The sequence below is a fragment of the Psychroserpens sp. genome, from assembly GCF_036960315.1.
Classification (GTDB): Bacteria; Bacteroidota; Bacteroidia; order Flavobacteriales; family Flavobacteriaceae; genus Psychroserpens.
In genome coordinates this window covers 288,061-305,423 of sequence record NZ_JBALVR010000002.1, presented here as the reverse complement: position 1 = coordinate 305,423, position 17,363 = coordinate 288,061, and the positions used below count along the sequence as shown (strand labels likewise).

Below are 17,363 nucleotides of genomic sequence, written 5' to 3'. Positions count from 1 at the left end.
AACCGAATTGCAAATCATGAAATATTTATGGATTCTAAAAAAAGGATTCATGAAAGATATCGTCGAGCAATTTCCAGAGCCAAGACCAGCTTATACAACGACTTCAACCCTTTTGAAACGTATGTGTGATAAGGATTATATTGGTTTTGAGAGATTAGGAAGAGACAAATTATATTATCCTGTTTTAAATAAAAATGACTATTTCTCAACGCAAGTGAATGGAATGATTAGACATTTTTTTAATGATTCTAAATCTCAATTTGCATCTTTTTTCACCAAAAATGCTGATTTGTCGATGCAAGAATTAGAAGAACTTCAGGAGCTTTTACAAAAGAAAATTAACAAAAAAAGAAGTAAATGATTAACTACCTTTTTTATACAATAGTAAGTTTAGGCTGTGCATATTTGGTGTATTTATTTTTCTTGAAGAAGCAAAAAACGTTTCAGTTTAATCGTTTTTTTCTTTTTGGAAGTTTACTGCTTTGTATGTTAGCTCCAGTAACGGAAATAAATATGTTTAATGCTGTCCCAAGTATCACAGAAATTTCGTTACAACCTTCCGAAGAAAAAATAGTTGTGACTGAAATCTTAAAAGGGGTTACAGTCGCAGAGATCCAAAGGCCCAGTCATACATTATCTTACATTCTTTGGTCTTTGTATTTAGGGATAATGGTTTGCTTCATGTTTAGATTTATCAAGAATTTATTTGGTATTATAAAACTTACAAAACGAAGTCATACACGTATTGGAAACCTTAAGTTGGTTGAGACTAACGACAATGAAAATGCATCGAGCTTTTTTAATTATCTATTTATCAATTCTGAAAGTTTAAATGATGAACACTATTCAAAATCTATGATTCAACACGAACTTGTGCATTGCAATCAGAGGCATACTATTGATGTTATATTACTTGAGTTATTGCTATGTGTATTTTGGTTTAATCCATTTATGTGGTTGTATAAGAAAGCAATAGTACAGAATCACGAATTCATTGCAGATACGTATACCGTTGATGCTGGAATTGACATCGATAATTATTCTCAAATCATTATTAATTCAAGTCATATGGAACACCGCGTTCCACTAACAAGCGGATTTAATTTCATTCAAATCAAAAACAGAATTATTATGTTACATCAATCAAAATCATCAGTATTAAAACGAACATTAAAAATTACAACAGCATTAGTTTTATTCTCCGGAATATTTATGTTGACTTCATTCAAAAACGTAGACAAGGCTTTAGTGGTTGTTGTAGATGCTGCTCATGGAGGACATGATTCTGGGAATTTAAACGAAAAAGATATCGTGCTCAATATCTCAAAAGCATTAGCGAAATTAAGTGATAAAAAAATCAAAATCATTACCTTAAGAGATCAAGATGAATTCTTATCACTAAAAGATAGGGTTAAATTTATCAATGCTCAAAATGCAGACCTAATGCTAAGCTTACATTGTAATTCAAGCAGTAATACTGAAGCAAATGGAGTAGAGGCTTTTTATTATGACAAAAATGAATACGATAAACAATCCTTTAATTTTAGTGAAATTCTAGTTAAGAATCAATTGCAATTGTTTTCTAAAAGAGGAACAGTAAAAAAGGCAGGTTTTTATGTGCTCAAAAATGTTAATTGTCCGGCAGTTGTGTTAGAACTAGGTTTTCTTTCTAACGCCAAGGATAAAGCAATTTTAGTCAATGAAATGAATCAAAAAACAATAGCGATATCTATTTACGAAAGCTTAATGAAAATAAGACGAGATAAATAATTATAAAATCTAATACATAAAGAAAGCCAATTCCGTTAGTGAATTGGCTTTCTTCGTTAAAAAAAATTGAACTAGTCTAAATTTTAAAAGCAATATTTATTTTCTGCTTTTACCTTTTCTGCAATCTCATCACGTAAATCTACAATATCTGGATAGTTTTGATATTTTGTAAAACGTTTAAGTCCCATTAATAACATACGTTGCTCATCACCTTCAGCAAAAGAAATAATACTCTCTTTTCCTTTTTCTTCAATGATATCAACAGCGTGATATAAGTATAATTTTGACATTGCTATTTGAACAGATTGTGCTTCTTCGCCAAAACGTTGAGCATTCTTTTCAGTTCTTAAAATCGCAGATTCTGCCATATAAATTTCTATTAAGATATCTGCAGCAGCAATGAGTAATTGTTGATGATCTTCTAATTGAGGACCATATTTTTGAACGGCTCCACCTGCAACCATTAAGAAGGTCTTTTTTAGCTTCTTAATCATTTCTTTTTCTTCTGAAAATAATTCAGAATAATCAGGAGTATCAAAAGAAGGTATACCCATTAATTCTTCCTGTACTTTTTGTGCAGGACCTAATAAATCAACGTGGCCTTTCATCGCTTTTTTAACCAGCATTCCAACAGATAACATTCTGTTGATTTCATTGGTTCCTTCGTAAATACGAGCGATACGAGCATCTCTCCAAGCAGCTTCCATAGGAGTTTCTTCTGAGAATCCCATTCCGCCGAAAATTTGAATACCTTCATCTGCTGCGTTCTGAACATCTTCAGAAACCGCTACTTTCAAAATAGAACACTCAATGGCATATTCTTCAACACCTTTAAGTTCTGCCTCTTGATGAGTGTTTCCAGCAGCTTCACGTAAAGCGATGCGATCTTCAATATTTTTTGCAGCTCGATACGTTGCAGATTCACCAGCATAAGCACTTGTTGCCATTTCTGCCAACTTCACTTTAATAGCTCCAAAATCTGAAATACGTGTTTTAAACTGTTTACGCTCATTGGCATAATTTACAGCAATAGATAAAATACGACGTTGTGAATCCAAACAAGCTGCAGCGAGTTTAATACGACCAACGTTAAGTGCATTCATGGCAATTTTAAATCCTTCGCCACGGCCAGCTAACATGTTTTCTGCAGGAACAACTGTGTCATTGAAAAATACCTGACGTGTTGAAGATGCACGAATACCTAATTTGCGCTCTTCTTCTCCCATTGTTATTCCGTTAGTTTTATCATTTTCAATAATAAAACCAGTAATATTTTTATCGTCTTCAATACGAGCAAAAACAATCATTACACTGCAAAAACCTGCGTTTGAAATCCACATTTTTTGCCCATTAATTTTGTAAGACTTCCCATCAGCAGATAACTCAGCAGTAGTTTTACCAGAGTTCGCATCAGATCCTGCTCCAGGCTCCGTTAAGCAATACGCTCCAAACCATTCTCCAGTTGCTAATTTAGGGACATATTTTTGTTTTTGTTCTTCTGTTCCGTAAAGCGTAATTGGCATCGTTCCAATTCCGGTATGTGCACCAAAAGCGGTACTAAAAGAACCAGTTCCACTAGAAATATAATCACATGTTAAACACGTAGACACAAACCCCATTCCTAATCCGCCATAAGCTTCAGGAACCGAGACACCTAAGAAACCAAGTTCACCTGCTTTAACCATACATTCTTCCGTTAGCGCATAATCTTTAGCTTCAAAACGTGCTTTATGAGGAATGACTTCACGGTCATTAAATTCCATAACCGCATCTTTCATCATTTTTTGTTCTTCCGAAAAATCTTCAGGAGTAAATACGTCTTCGCATTTTGTTTCCTTAACTAAGAATTGTCCACCTCTTAATAATTCTTTGTCTTGAGTTGCTTCCATAACTATATAATCTTAATGTTCTTTTTTCTAATTTAAAAATTCAAATACGCCACAAGCACCTTGTCCAGTACCAACACACATTGTTACTGCTCCATATTTGCCTTTCATATCGCGCTTACGCATTTCATCAAATAATTGTACAGATAGTTTAGCTCCTGTACAGCCTAAAGGATGACCAAGTGCAATGGCTCCACCATTAACATTGATGATATCTGGATTTAAATCTAATTCTCTAATTACAGCTAATGATTGTGAAGCAAAAGCTTCGTTTAACTCGATAAGTTCTAAATCACTTTGTTGTAACCCAGCTTGTTTTAAAGCCTTAGGGATAGCCTTTACAGGTCCAATACCCATAATACGTGGCTCAACACCTGCAGCCGCATAGTTTACTAGTCGTGCAATGGGTTCAAGGTTTAATTCTTTCACCATGTCTTCGCTCATAACCATAACAAAGGCTGCTCCATCACTCATTTGTGACGAGTTACCAGCTGTTACACTTCCGCCAGCAGCAAATACTGCTCTTAGTTTTGCTAAAGCCTCTTTACTAGTTCCAGCACGAGGACCTTCATCTTTAGTTACGGTATAAGATTTTGTGGCTTTTTTTCCGTTAGCATCAACATAAGTTTGTTCAACTTCTATTGGTACAATTTGGTCTTGAAAACGATTTTCGGCTAGTGCTTTTAAGGCTTTCATATGAGAGTTGTATGCAAATTCATCTTGATCTAAACGAGATACTTTGAATTGTTTTGCAACTGCTTCTGCAGTATTTCCCATTCCCCAATAGTAGTCTTCGTGACCAGCTTTTACAATCGCATCGTAATTTAATTCTGGTTTAAAACCTGTCATTGGTACACTGCTCATACTTTCAGCTCCACCGGCAATAATACAATCGGCCATTCCAGCTTGAATTTTTGCAGTAGCCATTCCGATAGTTTCTATTCCAGAAGAGCAAAAGCGGTTTACAGTTACTCCAGGAACATCAATAACTTCTAATCCCATTAAAGAGATTAAACGCGCCATATTTAGTCCTTGAGAACCTTCTGGCATTGCGTTACCAACTATAACATCATCAATACGTTTCGGATCTAAATTTGGCAATTCTTTCATCATATGTTTGATGGTTTCTGCTGCCAATTCATCGGTTCTTTTAAAACGGAACACGCCTTTAGGTGCTTTACCAACTGCTGTTCTATATGCTTTTACTATATATGCTGTTTTCATTTTCTTAGTTTCTTAAAGGTTTTCCTTTGGTTAACATGTGTTGGATACGTTCTAATGTTTTACGCTCTGTGCATAAGCTTAAGAAGGCTTCACGTTCTAAATCCAATAAGTATTGTTCGCTTACTAGTGTTGGTTCAGATAAATCACCACCAGCCATAACGTAAGCTAATTTATTAGCGATTTTCATGTCATGCTCACTAATATAGTTAGAGTCTTTCATCGCATCTGTTCCTACTAAAAACATACCTAGAGCCTGTTTACCAAGAACTTTTACATCAGTACGTTTTACAGGTTGTGTATAACCCATGTCTGCCATTAATTTAGCGTGTTGTTTTGCAACTGCAATCTGACGGTCCTTATTTACCACAACGACATCTTTTCCTTTTTGAAGGATTCCTAAATCGAATGCTTCGTAGGCTGAAGTTGCTACTTTTGCCATACCAATTGTAAGAAAGTATTCTTGAAGTGTGTTTAATTGCACATCTCCTTTTTTGAATGTATCAGATGCTCTTAAAGCCATTTCTTTAGAACCTCCACCACCAGGAATCACACCAACACCAAACTCTACAAGCCCAATATATGTTTCTGCTGCTGCAACTACTTTATCAGCGTGCATTGATAGCTCACAACCACCACCAAGTGCCATTCCGTGAGGAGCAGCAACAGTTGGGATTGATGAATAACGCATACGCATCATTGTATCTTGGAAATATTTGATAGCCATATTAAGCTCATCATATTCTTGCTCTGCAGCCATCATGAAAATCATACCGATGTTTGCTCCAACGGAAAAGTTAGCCGCTTGGTTACCAACAACTAATCCTGCAAAATCTTTTTCAGCCAAGTCAATAGCTTTATTTAATCCAGCAAGGACGTCACCACCAATGGTATTCATTTTAGATTGAAACTCTACATTTAAAATTCCATCACCTAAGTCTTCTACTACAACTCCAGAATTTTTAAAGACTTCGGAAGTTTTCCTAATATTATCTAATATGATAAAGCTATCTTGACCAGGAATTTTTTCTTGTGTTTTCTTCGGAATATCATAAGCGTAAGTCGCCCCGTTTTTAACTGAATAGAATGATGTGCTTCCTGATGCTAACATGTCATTTACCCAAGAATTAGGCTCTAAACCTTCAGCTTTCATCATTTCAATTCCTTTTTCAACACCAATGGCATCCCAAATTTGGAAAGGTCCATGTTCCCAGCCAAATCCAGCTTTCATTGCATCGTCAATTTTATATAAATCATCAGTGATTTCCGGAATACGATTAGACACGTACGTAAATAAGGCTGCAAAACTCTTGCGATAGAATTCACCTGCTTTATCTTTTCCTTTTATTAATACTTTAAATCGATCTGCTACTTTATCAATTGTTTTAGTTAATTCTAAAGTTGCGAATTTTGCGCGTTTAGCAGCACGATATTCTAATGTGTTTAGGTCTAGAGATAAAATTTCTTTTTTACCTTCAGCTGAAACAGTTTTCTTGTAGAACCCTTGTCCGGTTTTGCTTCCTAGCCATTTGTTTTCCATCATGGTATTGATGAAATCAGGTAATTTAAAAAGCTCTAATCGTTCGTCGTTAGGACAGTTATCGTAAATGCCGTTTGCCACATGAACTAATGTGTCTAGGCCAACCACATCAACGGTTCTAAAGGTTGCCGATTTTGGACGACCAATTACTGGGCCTGATAATTTATCGACTTCTTCAATAGTTAGATCCAAATCTTTTACGGCGTGAAATAAACTCTGAATACTAAAAATACCAATACGGTTTCCAATAAAAGCAGGTGTGTCTTTTGCAATAACTGATGTTTTACCTAAGAATTGTTCACCATAACCATTTAAGAATTCTAAAACTGAAGCATCCGTTTTCGGTCCTGGTATAATTTCAAATAATTTTAAGTAACGTGCTGGATTAAAGAAGTGCGTTCCGCAGAAATGCTTTTGAAAATCTTCACTTCGTCCTTCACTCATAAATTTGATAGGAATACCAGATGTATTTGATGTGATTAAGGTTCCAGGAGTTCTATGTTGTTCTAATTTTTCAAAGACTTGTTGTTTGATGTCTAAACGTTCAACAACAACTTCCATAATCCAATCTACAGTTGCCACTTTGGAGATATCATCTTCAAGGTTACCTGTAGTGATGCGATTTTTAAAAGATGGATGATAAAGTGGTGCCGGTTTAGATTTAATAGAAGCTGTAAGCGCGTCATTCACCAAACGGTTTCTAACAACTTTATCTTCTAAAGTTAATCCTTTAGCTTTTTCTTTATCATTAAGTTCTCTAGGTACGATGTCTAATAATAAGACATCAACACCAATATTAGCAAAATGGCAAGCGATACCGCTTCCCATAATTCCCGAACCAATAATGGCTATTTTTTTAATTCTACGTTTGCTCATTTTATTTTAAACTGTGTTCTTTTTGGTTGTATATCTGTTTGTTAGAAATCATATTATTAATGATTTCGGCAACTTTATAGAAGTGCATCAGTTCTTCTTCTGAAACGTTATCTTTAATAGTTTCATTGAACATGAGTACTTTCTCTTTGGAATAGTCTCGTTTTTCTATGCCAAATTGGGTGAGATGAATTAAAACACCTCGACCATCTTCTGGATTTGGTTTTCTTATGATTAGCCCCTTTTCTTCCATGGTTTTTAAAGTTCTGGAAAGGCTAGTCGCTTCCATTCCCATTTTTGGACCAAGAGAAGTAGAAGGTGTGCCTTTTTCAGGGTCTATACTTAGCAAAGCAAAGCCAGTAGCCATTGTTGTATCAAATTGAGAAGCTTCTTCGTTGTACATCTTGTTAACTGCTAACCATGTGGTTCTTAATACGTAATCGATGGTTTTATCCTTCATGCTTTGAATTTTAGAAAATCAAAGATAATAAAAAATACTATGCACGCATAGTATTTAATAAAAAATTATGCATGCATAGTATTTAGATGTTTGGATAGAGAGGTCTAGTAATAAGAGGAAGTGATTTTTTAAGCTCTATATATCTTATCATAAAGATCTTGATAAATCCCTTTTATGATGTCACGTTTCATTTTCATGGTAGGTGTTAAATGCCCACCATCAATTGACCAGACATCAGGTGTGAGTTCAAAACGTTTGATTTGTTCCCATTTCCCAAAGTTTTTATTGTACTTGTCTATTTCTTTTTGAATACGTTTAATCACAACTTCAGAAGTTACAATTTCTGCATTTGAAGTGCCTATAGGGTGTCCTTTATGGTCAATCCAGTCTCGAACAAATTCGAAATTAGGTTGTATTATTGCTGCTGGCATTTTTTCACTTTCGCCAACGACCATAATTTGTTCTATGAAAAGCGATTGCTTCATTTCGTTTTCTAAAAGCGGAGGAATCACATATTTTCCACCAGAGGTTTTAAACATTTCTTTTTTACGTCCAGTAATTTTTAAAAATCCGTCATCATCAATTTCACCTTTGTCACCTGAATGGAAATACTCACCAGTCATAACACTTGCTGTTTTTTCGGGATCTTTAAAGTACCCTTTCATAACATTGGGGCCTTTAATTAAAATTTCGCCATCTTCGGCAATTTTAACTTCGACATTTTTTATAACCTTGCCAACAGTACCTATTCTAAAGTGATTGTCTTTATACATTTCTACTGAAACTACAGGAGATGTCTCAGTGAGACCATAACCTTGCATGACTTTCATCCCGGCAGCAGAAAATATTCTAGATAATCTTGGTTGAAGTGGTGCGCTACCTGAGACCATTGTAGATAATTCGCCTCCTAAGGCTTCTCTCCATTTACTGAAGATTAATTTACTAGCAATTTTTAGTTTGAATTCATACCAAGCTCCATTTGCACCATAGGGTTCCCATTGTTCTCCTAACTTAACAGCCCAAAGGAATAATACTTTTTTAATGCCTTTAAGTTCTTCTCCTTTAAGCATTATTTTATCAAAAACTTTTTCAAGTAATCGTGGTACAACGCTCATTAAATTAGGTTTGATTTCCTTTGCATTGTCTCCAATTTTATCGATGCCTTCTGCGAAATAAATTGATACACCAGCATGTTGATATACATATATAAGGACGCGTTCGAAGATATGACATATTGGTAGGAAGCTCAATATTCTTGAATTTCCTTCAGATAATGGTAATCTAGGAATACTATTTAATACATTGCTCGTTATGTTATCATGGGTCAACATTACTCCTTTTGGTTTTCCTGTAGTTCCAGAGGTGTAAATTATTGTTGCTAAGTCATCTGGAGTTACTTCATTCTTTCTGGCTTCAACGTCTGGTTGATTATTTTCGTCTTTACCGAGTTCAAATAATTCAGAATAATGTTTACAACCCTCAATATGATCAAAAGAATAGACGTCTTTTACTTTCGTATTAGCTATAACTTTCTTTACTTTTTCGTAGACTTCAATATCTGAAACAAAGCAATAAATCGATTCACTATGGTTTAATACATATTCGTAATCTTCGGCACAAATGGTTGGATAGATTGGAATGTTTTGAGCTCCAGTTTGAAGAATACCAATGTCCATGATGTTCCATTCAGTTCTATTGGTAGATGAAATAACTGCAATTTTATCATTTTTTTGAATTCCGAGTTTCAATAAGGCTCTACTTATCGCATTGGCCTTGTCTACGTATTCTTGAGTGGATGTTTTTACCCATTTCCCGTCATACTTAGTAACTAAAGCGGCGTCCAAATTATGAACTTCTAACTGATAGTATGGAAAATCAAAAAGTCTGGTTATTTCTGTCATTAAATAATTTGATAAGATTGTAGTATTGCAAAATATGAAATTAATAATGAATTTCATATGTGAACACAAAAAAAAGGAGCTACAATGACATAGCTCCTTTTTTATTGAATTTTAACTAAAACTAATAAACCTTCTCTATTAATTTTTCGATTTCATTTCAGAATTTTTAATTGGAGACGAAAAGGGTTTGATTTTTAATTATCAATCCATTTTCTAGCATTTTCAAAAGCTTCTAGCCATGGCGACACCTCGTCTGTTCTGTTTTCAGGATAATTTGCCCAATTCCATTGAAATGTTGAACGTTCAATATGTGGCATCATGACTAAGTGACGACCAGTTGTATCACATAGCATCGCTGTGTTATAGTCTGAACCATTTGGATTTGCTGGATAACTATCATAACCATACTTAGCAACAATATTATAGTCACTTTCGTTCTTTGGAAGATTAAACTTTCCTTCGCCATGACTTATCCAAACTCCTAACGTTGTATCTTTTAATGTAGACAGCATCACAGAATTGTTATCTTGAACGGTTACTGAAGTAAATGCGCTTTCATGTTTTTTAGAATCATTATGTAGCATTTTTCCGTGTTCATCATGTTCTGGATTAATAAGCTCCAATTCCATAAATAACTGACAGCCATTACAAATACCAACAGATAGGGTGTCTTCTCTTTCAAAGAAACTCTTTATGACTTTGTTTGCTTTTTCGTTGTATTTAATAGCTCCTGCCCAACCTTTTGCAGATCCTAAAACATCACTGTTTGAGAAACCTCCAACAGCACCTAAAAACTGAATGTCTTCTAGAGTTTCACGACCCGAAATTAAATCGGTCATATGTACATCCTTCACATCAAAACCAGCCAAATACATCGCATTTGCCATTTCGCGTTCAGAGTTACTTCCTTTTTCACGAAGAATAGCTGCTTTTGGTCTTGGTTTGCTGGGATCTATAATTGGTAATTTTCCTGTGAAATTCTTCGGAAAATTATAAGTTAAAGGCAATTGCGCATAATTGTTATAACGTGCTTCCGCCAATCCGTTTGCTGTTTGTTTTTGGTCGAGTAGGAAAGAGGTTTTATACCACATGTCTCTCATTTCAGAAACATCAAAAGAGAACGTATCTTCATTATTTATGATGGTTACTTTTTCTGAATCATTTACAGTTCCTATATTGAAAAACTCAATATTATTTTCTGATAAAATTGTTTCTACAGAACTGTCTGCTTGAAAAACAATTCCTGCGTTTTCTGCAAATAGTACTTTTATAGAATCTTCTTCATTTAAAGCTGATATATTAAAATCTGCGCCTAATTTTCTATCAGCAAAACACATTTCTAATAACGTTGTAATTAATCCACCAGAGGCAACATCGTGCCCTGCAGAAATTTTATCAGCTTTAATTAGATTTTGAATTGTATTAAAAGTGTGTTTTAGAAAACTAGAATTTTTAACATCCGGAGCTTCATTTCCGATAGTATTTAATGTTTGATTAAAAGCACTTCCGCCTAATTTAAAACCATCTTGTGAAATATTGATATAATAAATATTTTCTCCATTTTGTTGTAAAACAGGTTCTACAACTTTAGAAATTTCATTACAATTTGCTGTAGCCGAAATAATCACTGTTCCTGGAGAAATGACTTCCCCATCAGGATATTTTTGTTTCATAGACAACGAATCTTTTCCAGTTGGAACATTGATTCCTAAATCTATTGAAAAATCAGATATAGCCTTTACGGCTTTATATAAACGAGCATCTTCACCTTCATTTTTACAAGGCCACATCCAGTTGGCTGAAAGTGAAACAGATTGTAAATTATCCTTTAAAGGCGCCCAGATAATATTAGTTAAAGATTCAGTAATACTATTTCTACTTCCAGCTTCAGGGTTTATTAAACCAGAAATAGGAGAGTGTCCTATAGACGTTGCAATTCCTTCTTTTCCGTTATAGTCTAATGCCATAACACCAACATTATTTAAAGGAATTTGCAAAGAGCCAACACATTGTTGTTTAGCAACTTTACCACCAACACATCGATCCACTTTATTTGTTAGCCAATCTTTACAAGCAACAGCTTCTAACTGTAAAACTTGTTTTAAATAGATTTGTAAGTTTTTGGTTTTATACCTAGGGTTTTTGTAGTTTCTTTTAACTGTTTGATCGGTTAGAACAGTTTTTGGAGAGCTACCAAACATATCTTCTAAGGCTAAATCCATTGGTTTGTCTCCTTTGGTTTTAGATTCAAAAGTAAATCTGTCATTACCTGTAACATAACCAACTGTATACATTGGAGAACGTTCACGCTCTGCTATTTTTTGTAAAGTATCTATATGTTTTTCTGCAATAACTAATCCCATACGTTCTTGAGATTCGTTACCAATAATTTCTTTTGCTGAAAGTGTTGGGTCTCCAACAGGTAATTTATCTAAATCAATATATCCACCTGTGTCTTCTACTAATTCTGAAAGACAGTTTAAGTGTCCACCAGCACCATGATCATGAATAGAAACAATAAAGTTTTCTTCACTTTCTACCATGCCACGAACAGCATTAGCAGCGCGTTTTTGCATTTCTGGATTAGAACGTTGTACAGCATTTAACTCAATACCAGAAGCAAACTCTCCTGTATCTGCAGAGGAAACTGCGGCTCCACCCATTCCAATTCTGTAGTTTTCTCCACCAAGAATTACAATTTTATCTCCTTCTTTAGGGGTGTCTTTTAAGGCTTGTTCTGCTTTGCCATAGCCAATACCGCCAGCTTGCATAATGACTTTATCATAACCTAATTTTCTAGCTTTTGACGCACTTGATGAAGCGTTCTCTTCATGCTCAAAAGTTAAAACAGAACCCGTAATTAGCGGTTGCCCGAATTTGTTACCGAAATCTGATGCTCCGTTTGAAGCTTTTATTAGAATATCCATTGGCGTTTGATATAGCCAATCTCTAGCTTCAAATTTTTGTTCCCAATGCCGATTAGCTTCCAAACGCGAATATGATGTCATATAAACGGCTGTTCCAGCTAATGGTAATGACCCTTTTCCTCCAGCCAATCGATCACGAATTTCTCCACCAGATCCAGTTGCAGCACCATTGAAAGGTTCTACTGTTGTTGGGAAGTTATGTGTTTCGGCTTTAAGTGAGATTACAGATTCGAATTCTTTTTTCTCATAGAAATCAGGAACATCAGCACGTTTTGGTGCGAATTGTTCAACCTTTGGGCCTTTAATAAAAGCGACATTATCTTTATACGCCGAAACAATGTCATTCGGATTTTGCTTAGCCGTTTCTTTAATCATCTTGAAAAGTGAGGTCGACTTTTCTTCACCATCGATAACAAAGGTTCCGTTAAATATTTTGTGACGACAGTGTTCTGAATTCACTTGTGAGAATCCGAAAACTTCAGAGTCGGTAAGAGGTCGTCCAATTTTTTTTGAAACGCCTTCTAGGTATTCAATTTCTTCATCATTTAAAGCCAAACCTTCTTGTTGATTGTAAGCCGAAATATCTTCAATGTCTAGAATGTCTTCAGGTTGAATATCAATCGTAAAAGAATCTTGATGTAAGCCATTGTATTTTTCAGAAATCATTGGATCATGACCATTGTAATCGGTCTCGCAAGATTCAAACTCTTCAATACGAATAATGCCTTCGATTCCCATATTTTGGGTAATCTCAACGGCATTGGTACTCCAAGGTGTAATCATCGCAGCACGTGGGCCAACAAAACAAGCATCGAGAGATTCTTGTTCTAATTTAGGTTGGTTGCCAAATAACCATGTCAATTTTGCTATGGTGTCTGTTGATAATTCTTTTGTTGCTTGAACAGCAAATATTTTACTGTTTTGGTTTCCGAAGAAATGAATCATTATATCGTATTTTGTGTTGTTTTTTTGAAAGCCCAAATTTAAGCTTTTTCAATGTAACTTATTTAGATTATGTTATTGAAAATTGAGAGTTATTCACTAAATAATTCACATGGGCATATTCTTATTCTAATCTAATTTATTTACTTTTAGTTTTTTTAAACCAATTCTATGTATACTAAACGAATATTTCCTGTAGCTGGCGTTATAAAATGGACACGTCGTCATATTTTTTTATTCTTAATCTTATCGACCATTCCAGTTATTTTATTTGATGTTATTGGGCTTAAATGGTTGCATGTGCCTTGGTTGCCTTTGGGTGTTATGGGTACAGCTGTAGCCTTTATTATTGGTTTCAAAAATAATGCATCTTACGATAGAATGTGGGAAGCCCGTAAAATTTGGGGAGGCATTGTAAATGCATCGCGCTCTTGGACAATAATGGTTAAAGATTTTATTAATAATGACCACACTAAAGCGCCTTTATCTGATAATGATTTGCGTACAATTCATAAAGAGCTGGTTCATAGACATGTAGCGTGGTTAACTGCTTTGCGTTACCAGATGCGTGCAGACAAGCCTTGGGAACAGCACTTGAAGACCGGTAAATCAAATCTAGAATTTAGAGAGAATTACTATTGGGTTTGCGAGGATACGATGCCTATTGAAGAGGCCATTAAGGGTTATATTTCTGAAGAAGAATACAAAGAAATTTTTGCTAAAGGAAACAGAGCCTCGCAATTATTAGGTGTGCAATCAAGACGATTAAAGGAATTGATGCAACAAGGTGCAATTGAAGATTTTAGGCATATGGAAATGGCTAATATGCTTGTTGAATTTTACACTTTACAAGGGAAGAGTGAGCGTATCAAAAATTTTCCATATCCAAGACAATTTGCAACACTCAATTATATGTTTGTTTGGATATTTATTATTCTACTGCCTTTTGGTATTATGCAAGAGTTTGAGGCGATTGGTGAACATATTACTGCAGATTTAGTAAACCATGAATCACATACGTCAACTCTGCATAGAATACAACAGTTTATCGCAACACATTTTGTGTGGTTCTCAATTCCTTTTAGCACACTTTTAGCTTGGGTGTTTCATACAATGGAAGTTATTGGAGAAAATACTGAAAATCCTTTTGAAGGTGGGCCAAACGACGTCCCAATTACTAATATGAGTCGTGGTATTGAGATTGATATAAGACAGTTAATTGATGACACTAATATTCCAGAACCTTATGTATGGAAAAATGATATAATTATGTAACAAAAAAAGCGTCCCGAATTATCGGGACGCTTTTTTTTATAGTCTAAACAATACGTTATTGTTTGATTAATTTTTTTGTCGTGCTACCTTCTATTGAATTTAGTTTCACTATGTACATCCCCTTTGATAATCCAGAAATATTTAATTTCCTTTGATTTGAAGTAATGTTTTGAACGGTCACTTTTTTACCTAGAATATCATAAACTTCAGCAACAATATCTTGGTTAGATTGAATAGTAACCTCATTTCCGTTAGCTGGATTAGGGTACATTTTTATGTTTTCAACAGTTTCAAATTCTTCAGTAGACAATAATAGTTGCCAAATATCGAATACATATTGTGGATTATCAATAAAAGGATTCCTGTTGTCTTGTCTATCAAAAATAGCATTGTTTCTATCAATTTCTCTTTGAGAAACTGGGTCATTTATGTGCCAGTTATATAGAATGTCTAAAAACGGCTGGTCGATAGCTTGATTCGATGAACCATCAAACATAACATAATTGAAACCAGCTATTTGATCTTCATAACGCGTTACAAAGAAAAAATGCATTCTAGCGATATCGCCTTTAAATTCTTCAATTGGTTCAAAGACATCTCCAGAGTATCCAGCTGAAACTCCAGAATTTTGATTATCACCTCTTAAAGTTCCGTTAGTATATTCATCATTTTGAAGTGATGTATTAACAATACCATAAGGTAAATTTCCTCTTTGAGCATTTACATATTTATCAGATGGAATCACAAAATGTGCATCGTTTCGCATTGGAGAACCACTATTAAAAGAAGACTGTGGAATAGTATGCTCTCTATTGTAACGTTGTCCTTCTGCTGTCCCCATAGTGCCATCATCTTGATTTACACCAAAGGTATACTCATAAGCATCTGGTAAATTCGTACTTGAATTATCTGGATTTTGAGTAACTCTTTCGGAGTACATGTCTAATATAGTCCCATTGTTTTCAAAATATATATCAACATCAGAATTTTGATAAGTCACATATAATGCAGAATACCCTAAATCTTGAGCGATAAACTCGTTAGAGAGTCCGTCATTATTGTTGTCAATAATATCCTTTAATTGGGTTTTTAGTGTAAAGCCAGTTCCTGTAGCAGAACTATAATATCCTGAAGGGATTTGAGCTGAAGCTGTTCCAGCAATCAATAATGCGATTATAAAGTAAATGTGTTTCATGTGTTTATATTTATTGCTTTTCAATGGTCACATTCTGTTCGCTATTAATCATTTCCCTTGGGTGATAGGCTTTTAATATGCTCGTTTCATTGTGATTTTATTTCTTCTTTTCTAATAGAGCCATATAGAATCCATCATATCCTGATTGATGTGATAATATGCTTTTATCTTTTACAAAGGTAAAATCTTTTCCTAATTCAGATGTTAAAAATGCATCAATCTGTGCTTTGTTTTCTGAAGGAAGTATAGAACATGTAGCATACACTAGTTTTCCACCATCTTTAACAATTCTAGAATATTGTTGTAAAATTTCTTGTTGTGTAGTCTTTATCTTTTCAATAAATTCGGGTTGTAATTTCCATTTGGCATCAGGGTTTCTGCGCAGAACCCCTAATCCAGAACAAGGTGCATCAATTAAAACACGATCGGCTTTGTCATATAATTTTTTTACAACTTTAGTCGATTCAATTGGTCGTGTTTCAATATTAAAAGCACCATTACGTTTTGCTCGACGTTTGAGTTCATTCAATTTGTTTGCATAAATATCTAGAGCAATAACTTGACCTTTATTTTCCATTAACGAGGCGATGTGAAGTGCTTTTCCACCAGCACCTGCGCAAGCGTCAACAACTCTCATTCCAGGCTTTACGTCCAAAAATTCAGCTACTAATTGTGATGATGCATCTTGTACTTCAAAGAAACCGTTTTTAAAAGCTTCGGTTTGAAAAACATTGGCTCTTTCTTTGAGTTTAAGTGCATTTGTGTACCCCTTGATGCTTTCAGTTTCAATCTGATCGTCAAATAAAAGGGACTGTAATTTATCTTTTGTAGTATTAAGTGTATTAACTCGTAGGATCACATCTGCTTGTTCATTTAGAGCAGCGATTTCTTTAGTCCAAATAGATTCTCCTAATTCTTTTACACCTAATTCATCTAACCAATCTGGAATAGATTCTTTGAATTTTCGAGTTTTAGAAAGTTCATCAAAACGACCTTTTATTTTTCTAAGAGGTGTATTTTCAAAATAGCTCCAATCTGGTAATTTTATCCCTCTTAGCGTTGCCCAAACTGCAAAAATACGCCAAATGTTCTCTCTGTCATAAGGAGCTTTGACTTCTGCAATCTCTGTATATAGACGTTTCCATCTTACAATATCATAAGTGGTCTCTGCAACAAAACCGCGATCGCGACTTCCCCAACGCTTGTCACGCTTAAGTAGTTGTTGGATAACTTTGTCTGCATATTTGCCTTCGTTAAGGATTAATGTTAATCCGTCGATGACTGCAAAGCATAAATTTCTGTGTAAACGCATTATAAAAAAATTAAGCATGCAAAGGTACATTAAAAGTTCATATATAGAAAACTACAAAAAG

11 protein-coding genes are annotated in these 17,363 nt (G+C 34.7%); 3 read left to right on the top strand and 8 right to left on the bottom strand.

Annotated features, from left to right (window positions below; all coding sequences use genetic code 11):
• Positions 1 to 49 precede the first annotated feature (49 nt).
• Positions 50 to 361: a BlaI/MecI/CopY family transcriptional regulator gene (locus V7719_RS05035; protein ID WP_335728781.1), complete on the top strand. Its 312-nt coding sequence runs from the start codon at positions 50 to 52 to the stop codon at positions 359 to 361.
• Positions 358 to 1,770, top strand: coding sequence for an N-acetylmuramoyl-L-alanine amidase (locus V7719_RS05030; protein WP_335728780.1), 1,413 nt, complete (start codon positions 358 to 360; stop codon positions 1,768 to 1,770). Before V7719_RS05035 ends, V7719_RS05030 begins: the two co-directional genes overlap by 4 nt.
• Positions 1,771 to 1,853: 83 nt before the next feature.
• Here V7719_RS05030 and V7719_RS05025 read toward each other — a convergent pair whose 3' ends face one another.
• From V7719_RS05025 to purL, 6 genes are all read right to left on the bottom strand, one after another.
• The gene (locus V7719_RS05025; protein WP_335728779.1) at positions 1,854 to 3,659 is read right to left on the bottom strand and encodes an acyl-CoA dehydrogenase family protein; all 1,806 of its coding nucleotides are present in this window, start codon (positions 3,657 to 3,659) and stop codon (positions 1,854 to 1,856) included.
• Between the two features lie 27 nt (positions 3,660 to 3,686).
• A complete protein-coding gene (locus tag V7719_RS05020; protein WP_335728778.1) occupies positions 3,687 to 4,880 on the bottom strand; it encodes an acetyl-CoA C-acyltransferase in 1,194 nt (397 codons plus the stop codon).
• A 4-nt stretch (positions 4,881 to 4,884) separates the two neighbouring features.
• Positions 4,885 to 7,293: a 3-hydroxyacyl-CoA dehydrogenase/enoyl-CoA hydratase family protein gene (locus V7719_RS05015; RefSeq protein WP_335728777.1), complete on the bottom strand. Its 2,409-nt coding sequence runs from the start codon at positions 7,291 to 7,293 to the stop codon at positions 4,885 to 4,887.
• A 1-nt stretch (position 7,294) separates the two neighbouring features.
• A complete protein-coding gene (locus V7719_RS05010; RefSeq protein WP_335728776.1) occupies positions 7,295 to 7,750 on the bottom strand; it encodes a MarR family winged helix-turn-helix transcriptional regulator in 456 nt (151 codons plus the stop codon).
• Between the two features lie 128 nt (positions 7,751 to 7,878).
• Positions 7,879 to 9,651, bottom strand: a complete 1,773-nt coding sequence (locus tag V7719_RS05005; protein ID WP_335728775.1) for an AMP-dependent synthetase/ligase — start codon at positions 9,649 to 9,651, stop codon at positions 7,879 to 7,881.
• A 194-nt stretch (positions 9,652 to 9,845) separates the two neighbouring features.
• The gene (purL, locus tag V7719_RS05000; RefSeq protein ID WP_335728774.1) at positions 9,846 to 13,523 is read right to left on the bottom strand and encodes a phosphoribosylformylglycinamidine synthase; all 3,678 of its coding nucleotides are present in this window, start codon (positions 13,521 to 13,523) and stop codon (positions 9,846 to 9,848) included.
• A gap of 168 nt (positions 13,524 to 13,691) precedes the next feature.
• Here purL and V7719_RS04995 point away from each other — a divergent pair, with 168 nt between their 5' ends.
• A complete protein-coding gene (locus V7719_RS04995; RefSeq protein WP_335728773.1) occupies positions 13,692 to 14,795 on the top strand; it encodes a bestrophin family protein in 1,104 nt (367 codons plus the stop codon).
• Between the two features lie 55 nt (positions 14,796 to 14,850).
• Here the strand turns inward: V7719_RS04995 and V7719_RS04990 are convergent, their stop codons facing one another.
• Positions 14,851 to 15,990 carry an endonuclease gene (locus tag V7719_RS04990; RefSeq protein WP_335728772.1) on the bottom strand — a complete coding sequence of 380 codons (1,140 nt, stop codon included), beginning with the start codon at positions 15,988 to 15,990 and terminating at the stop codon, positions 14,851 to 14,853.
• Positions 15,991 to 16,087: 97 nt separating this feature from the next.
• Positions 16,088 to 17,302: an RsmB/NOP family class I SAM-dependent RNA methyltransferase gene (locus tag V7719_RS04985; protein WP_335728771.1), complete on the bottom strand. Its 1,215-nt coding sequence runs from the start codon at positions 17,300 to 17,302 to the stop codon at positions 16,088 to 16,090.
• Positions 17,303 to 17,363 lie beyond the last annotated feature (61 nt).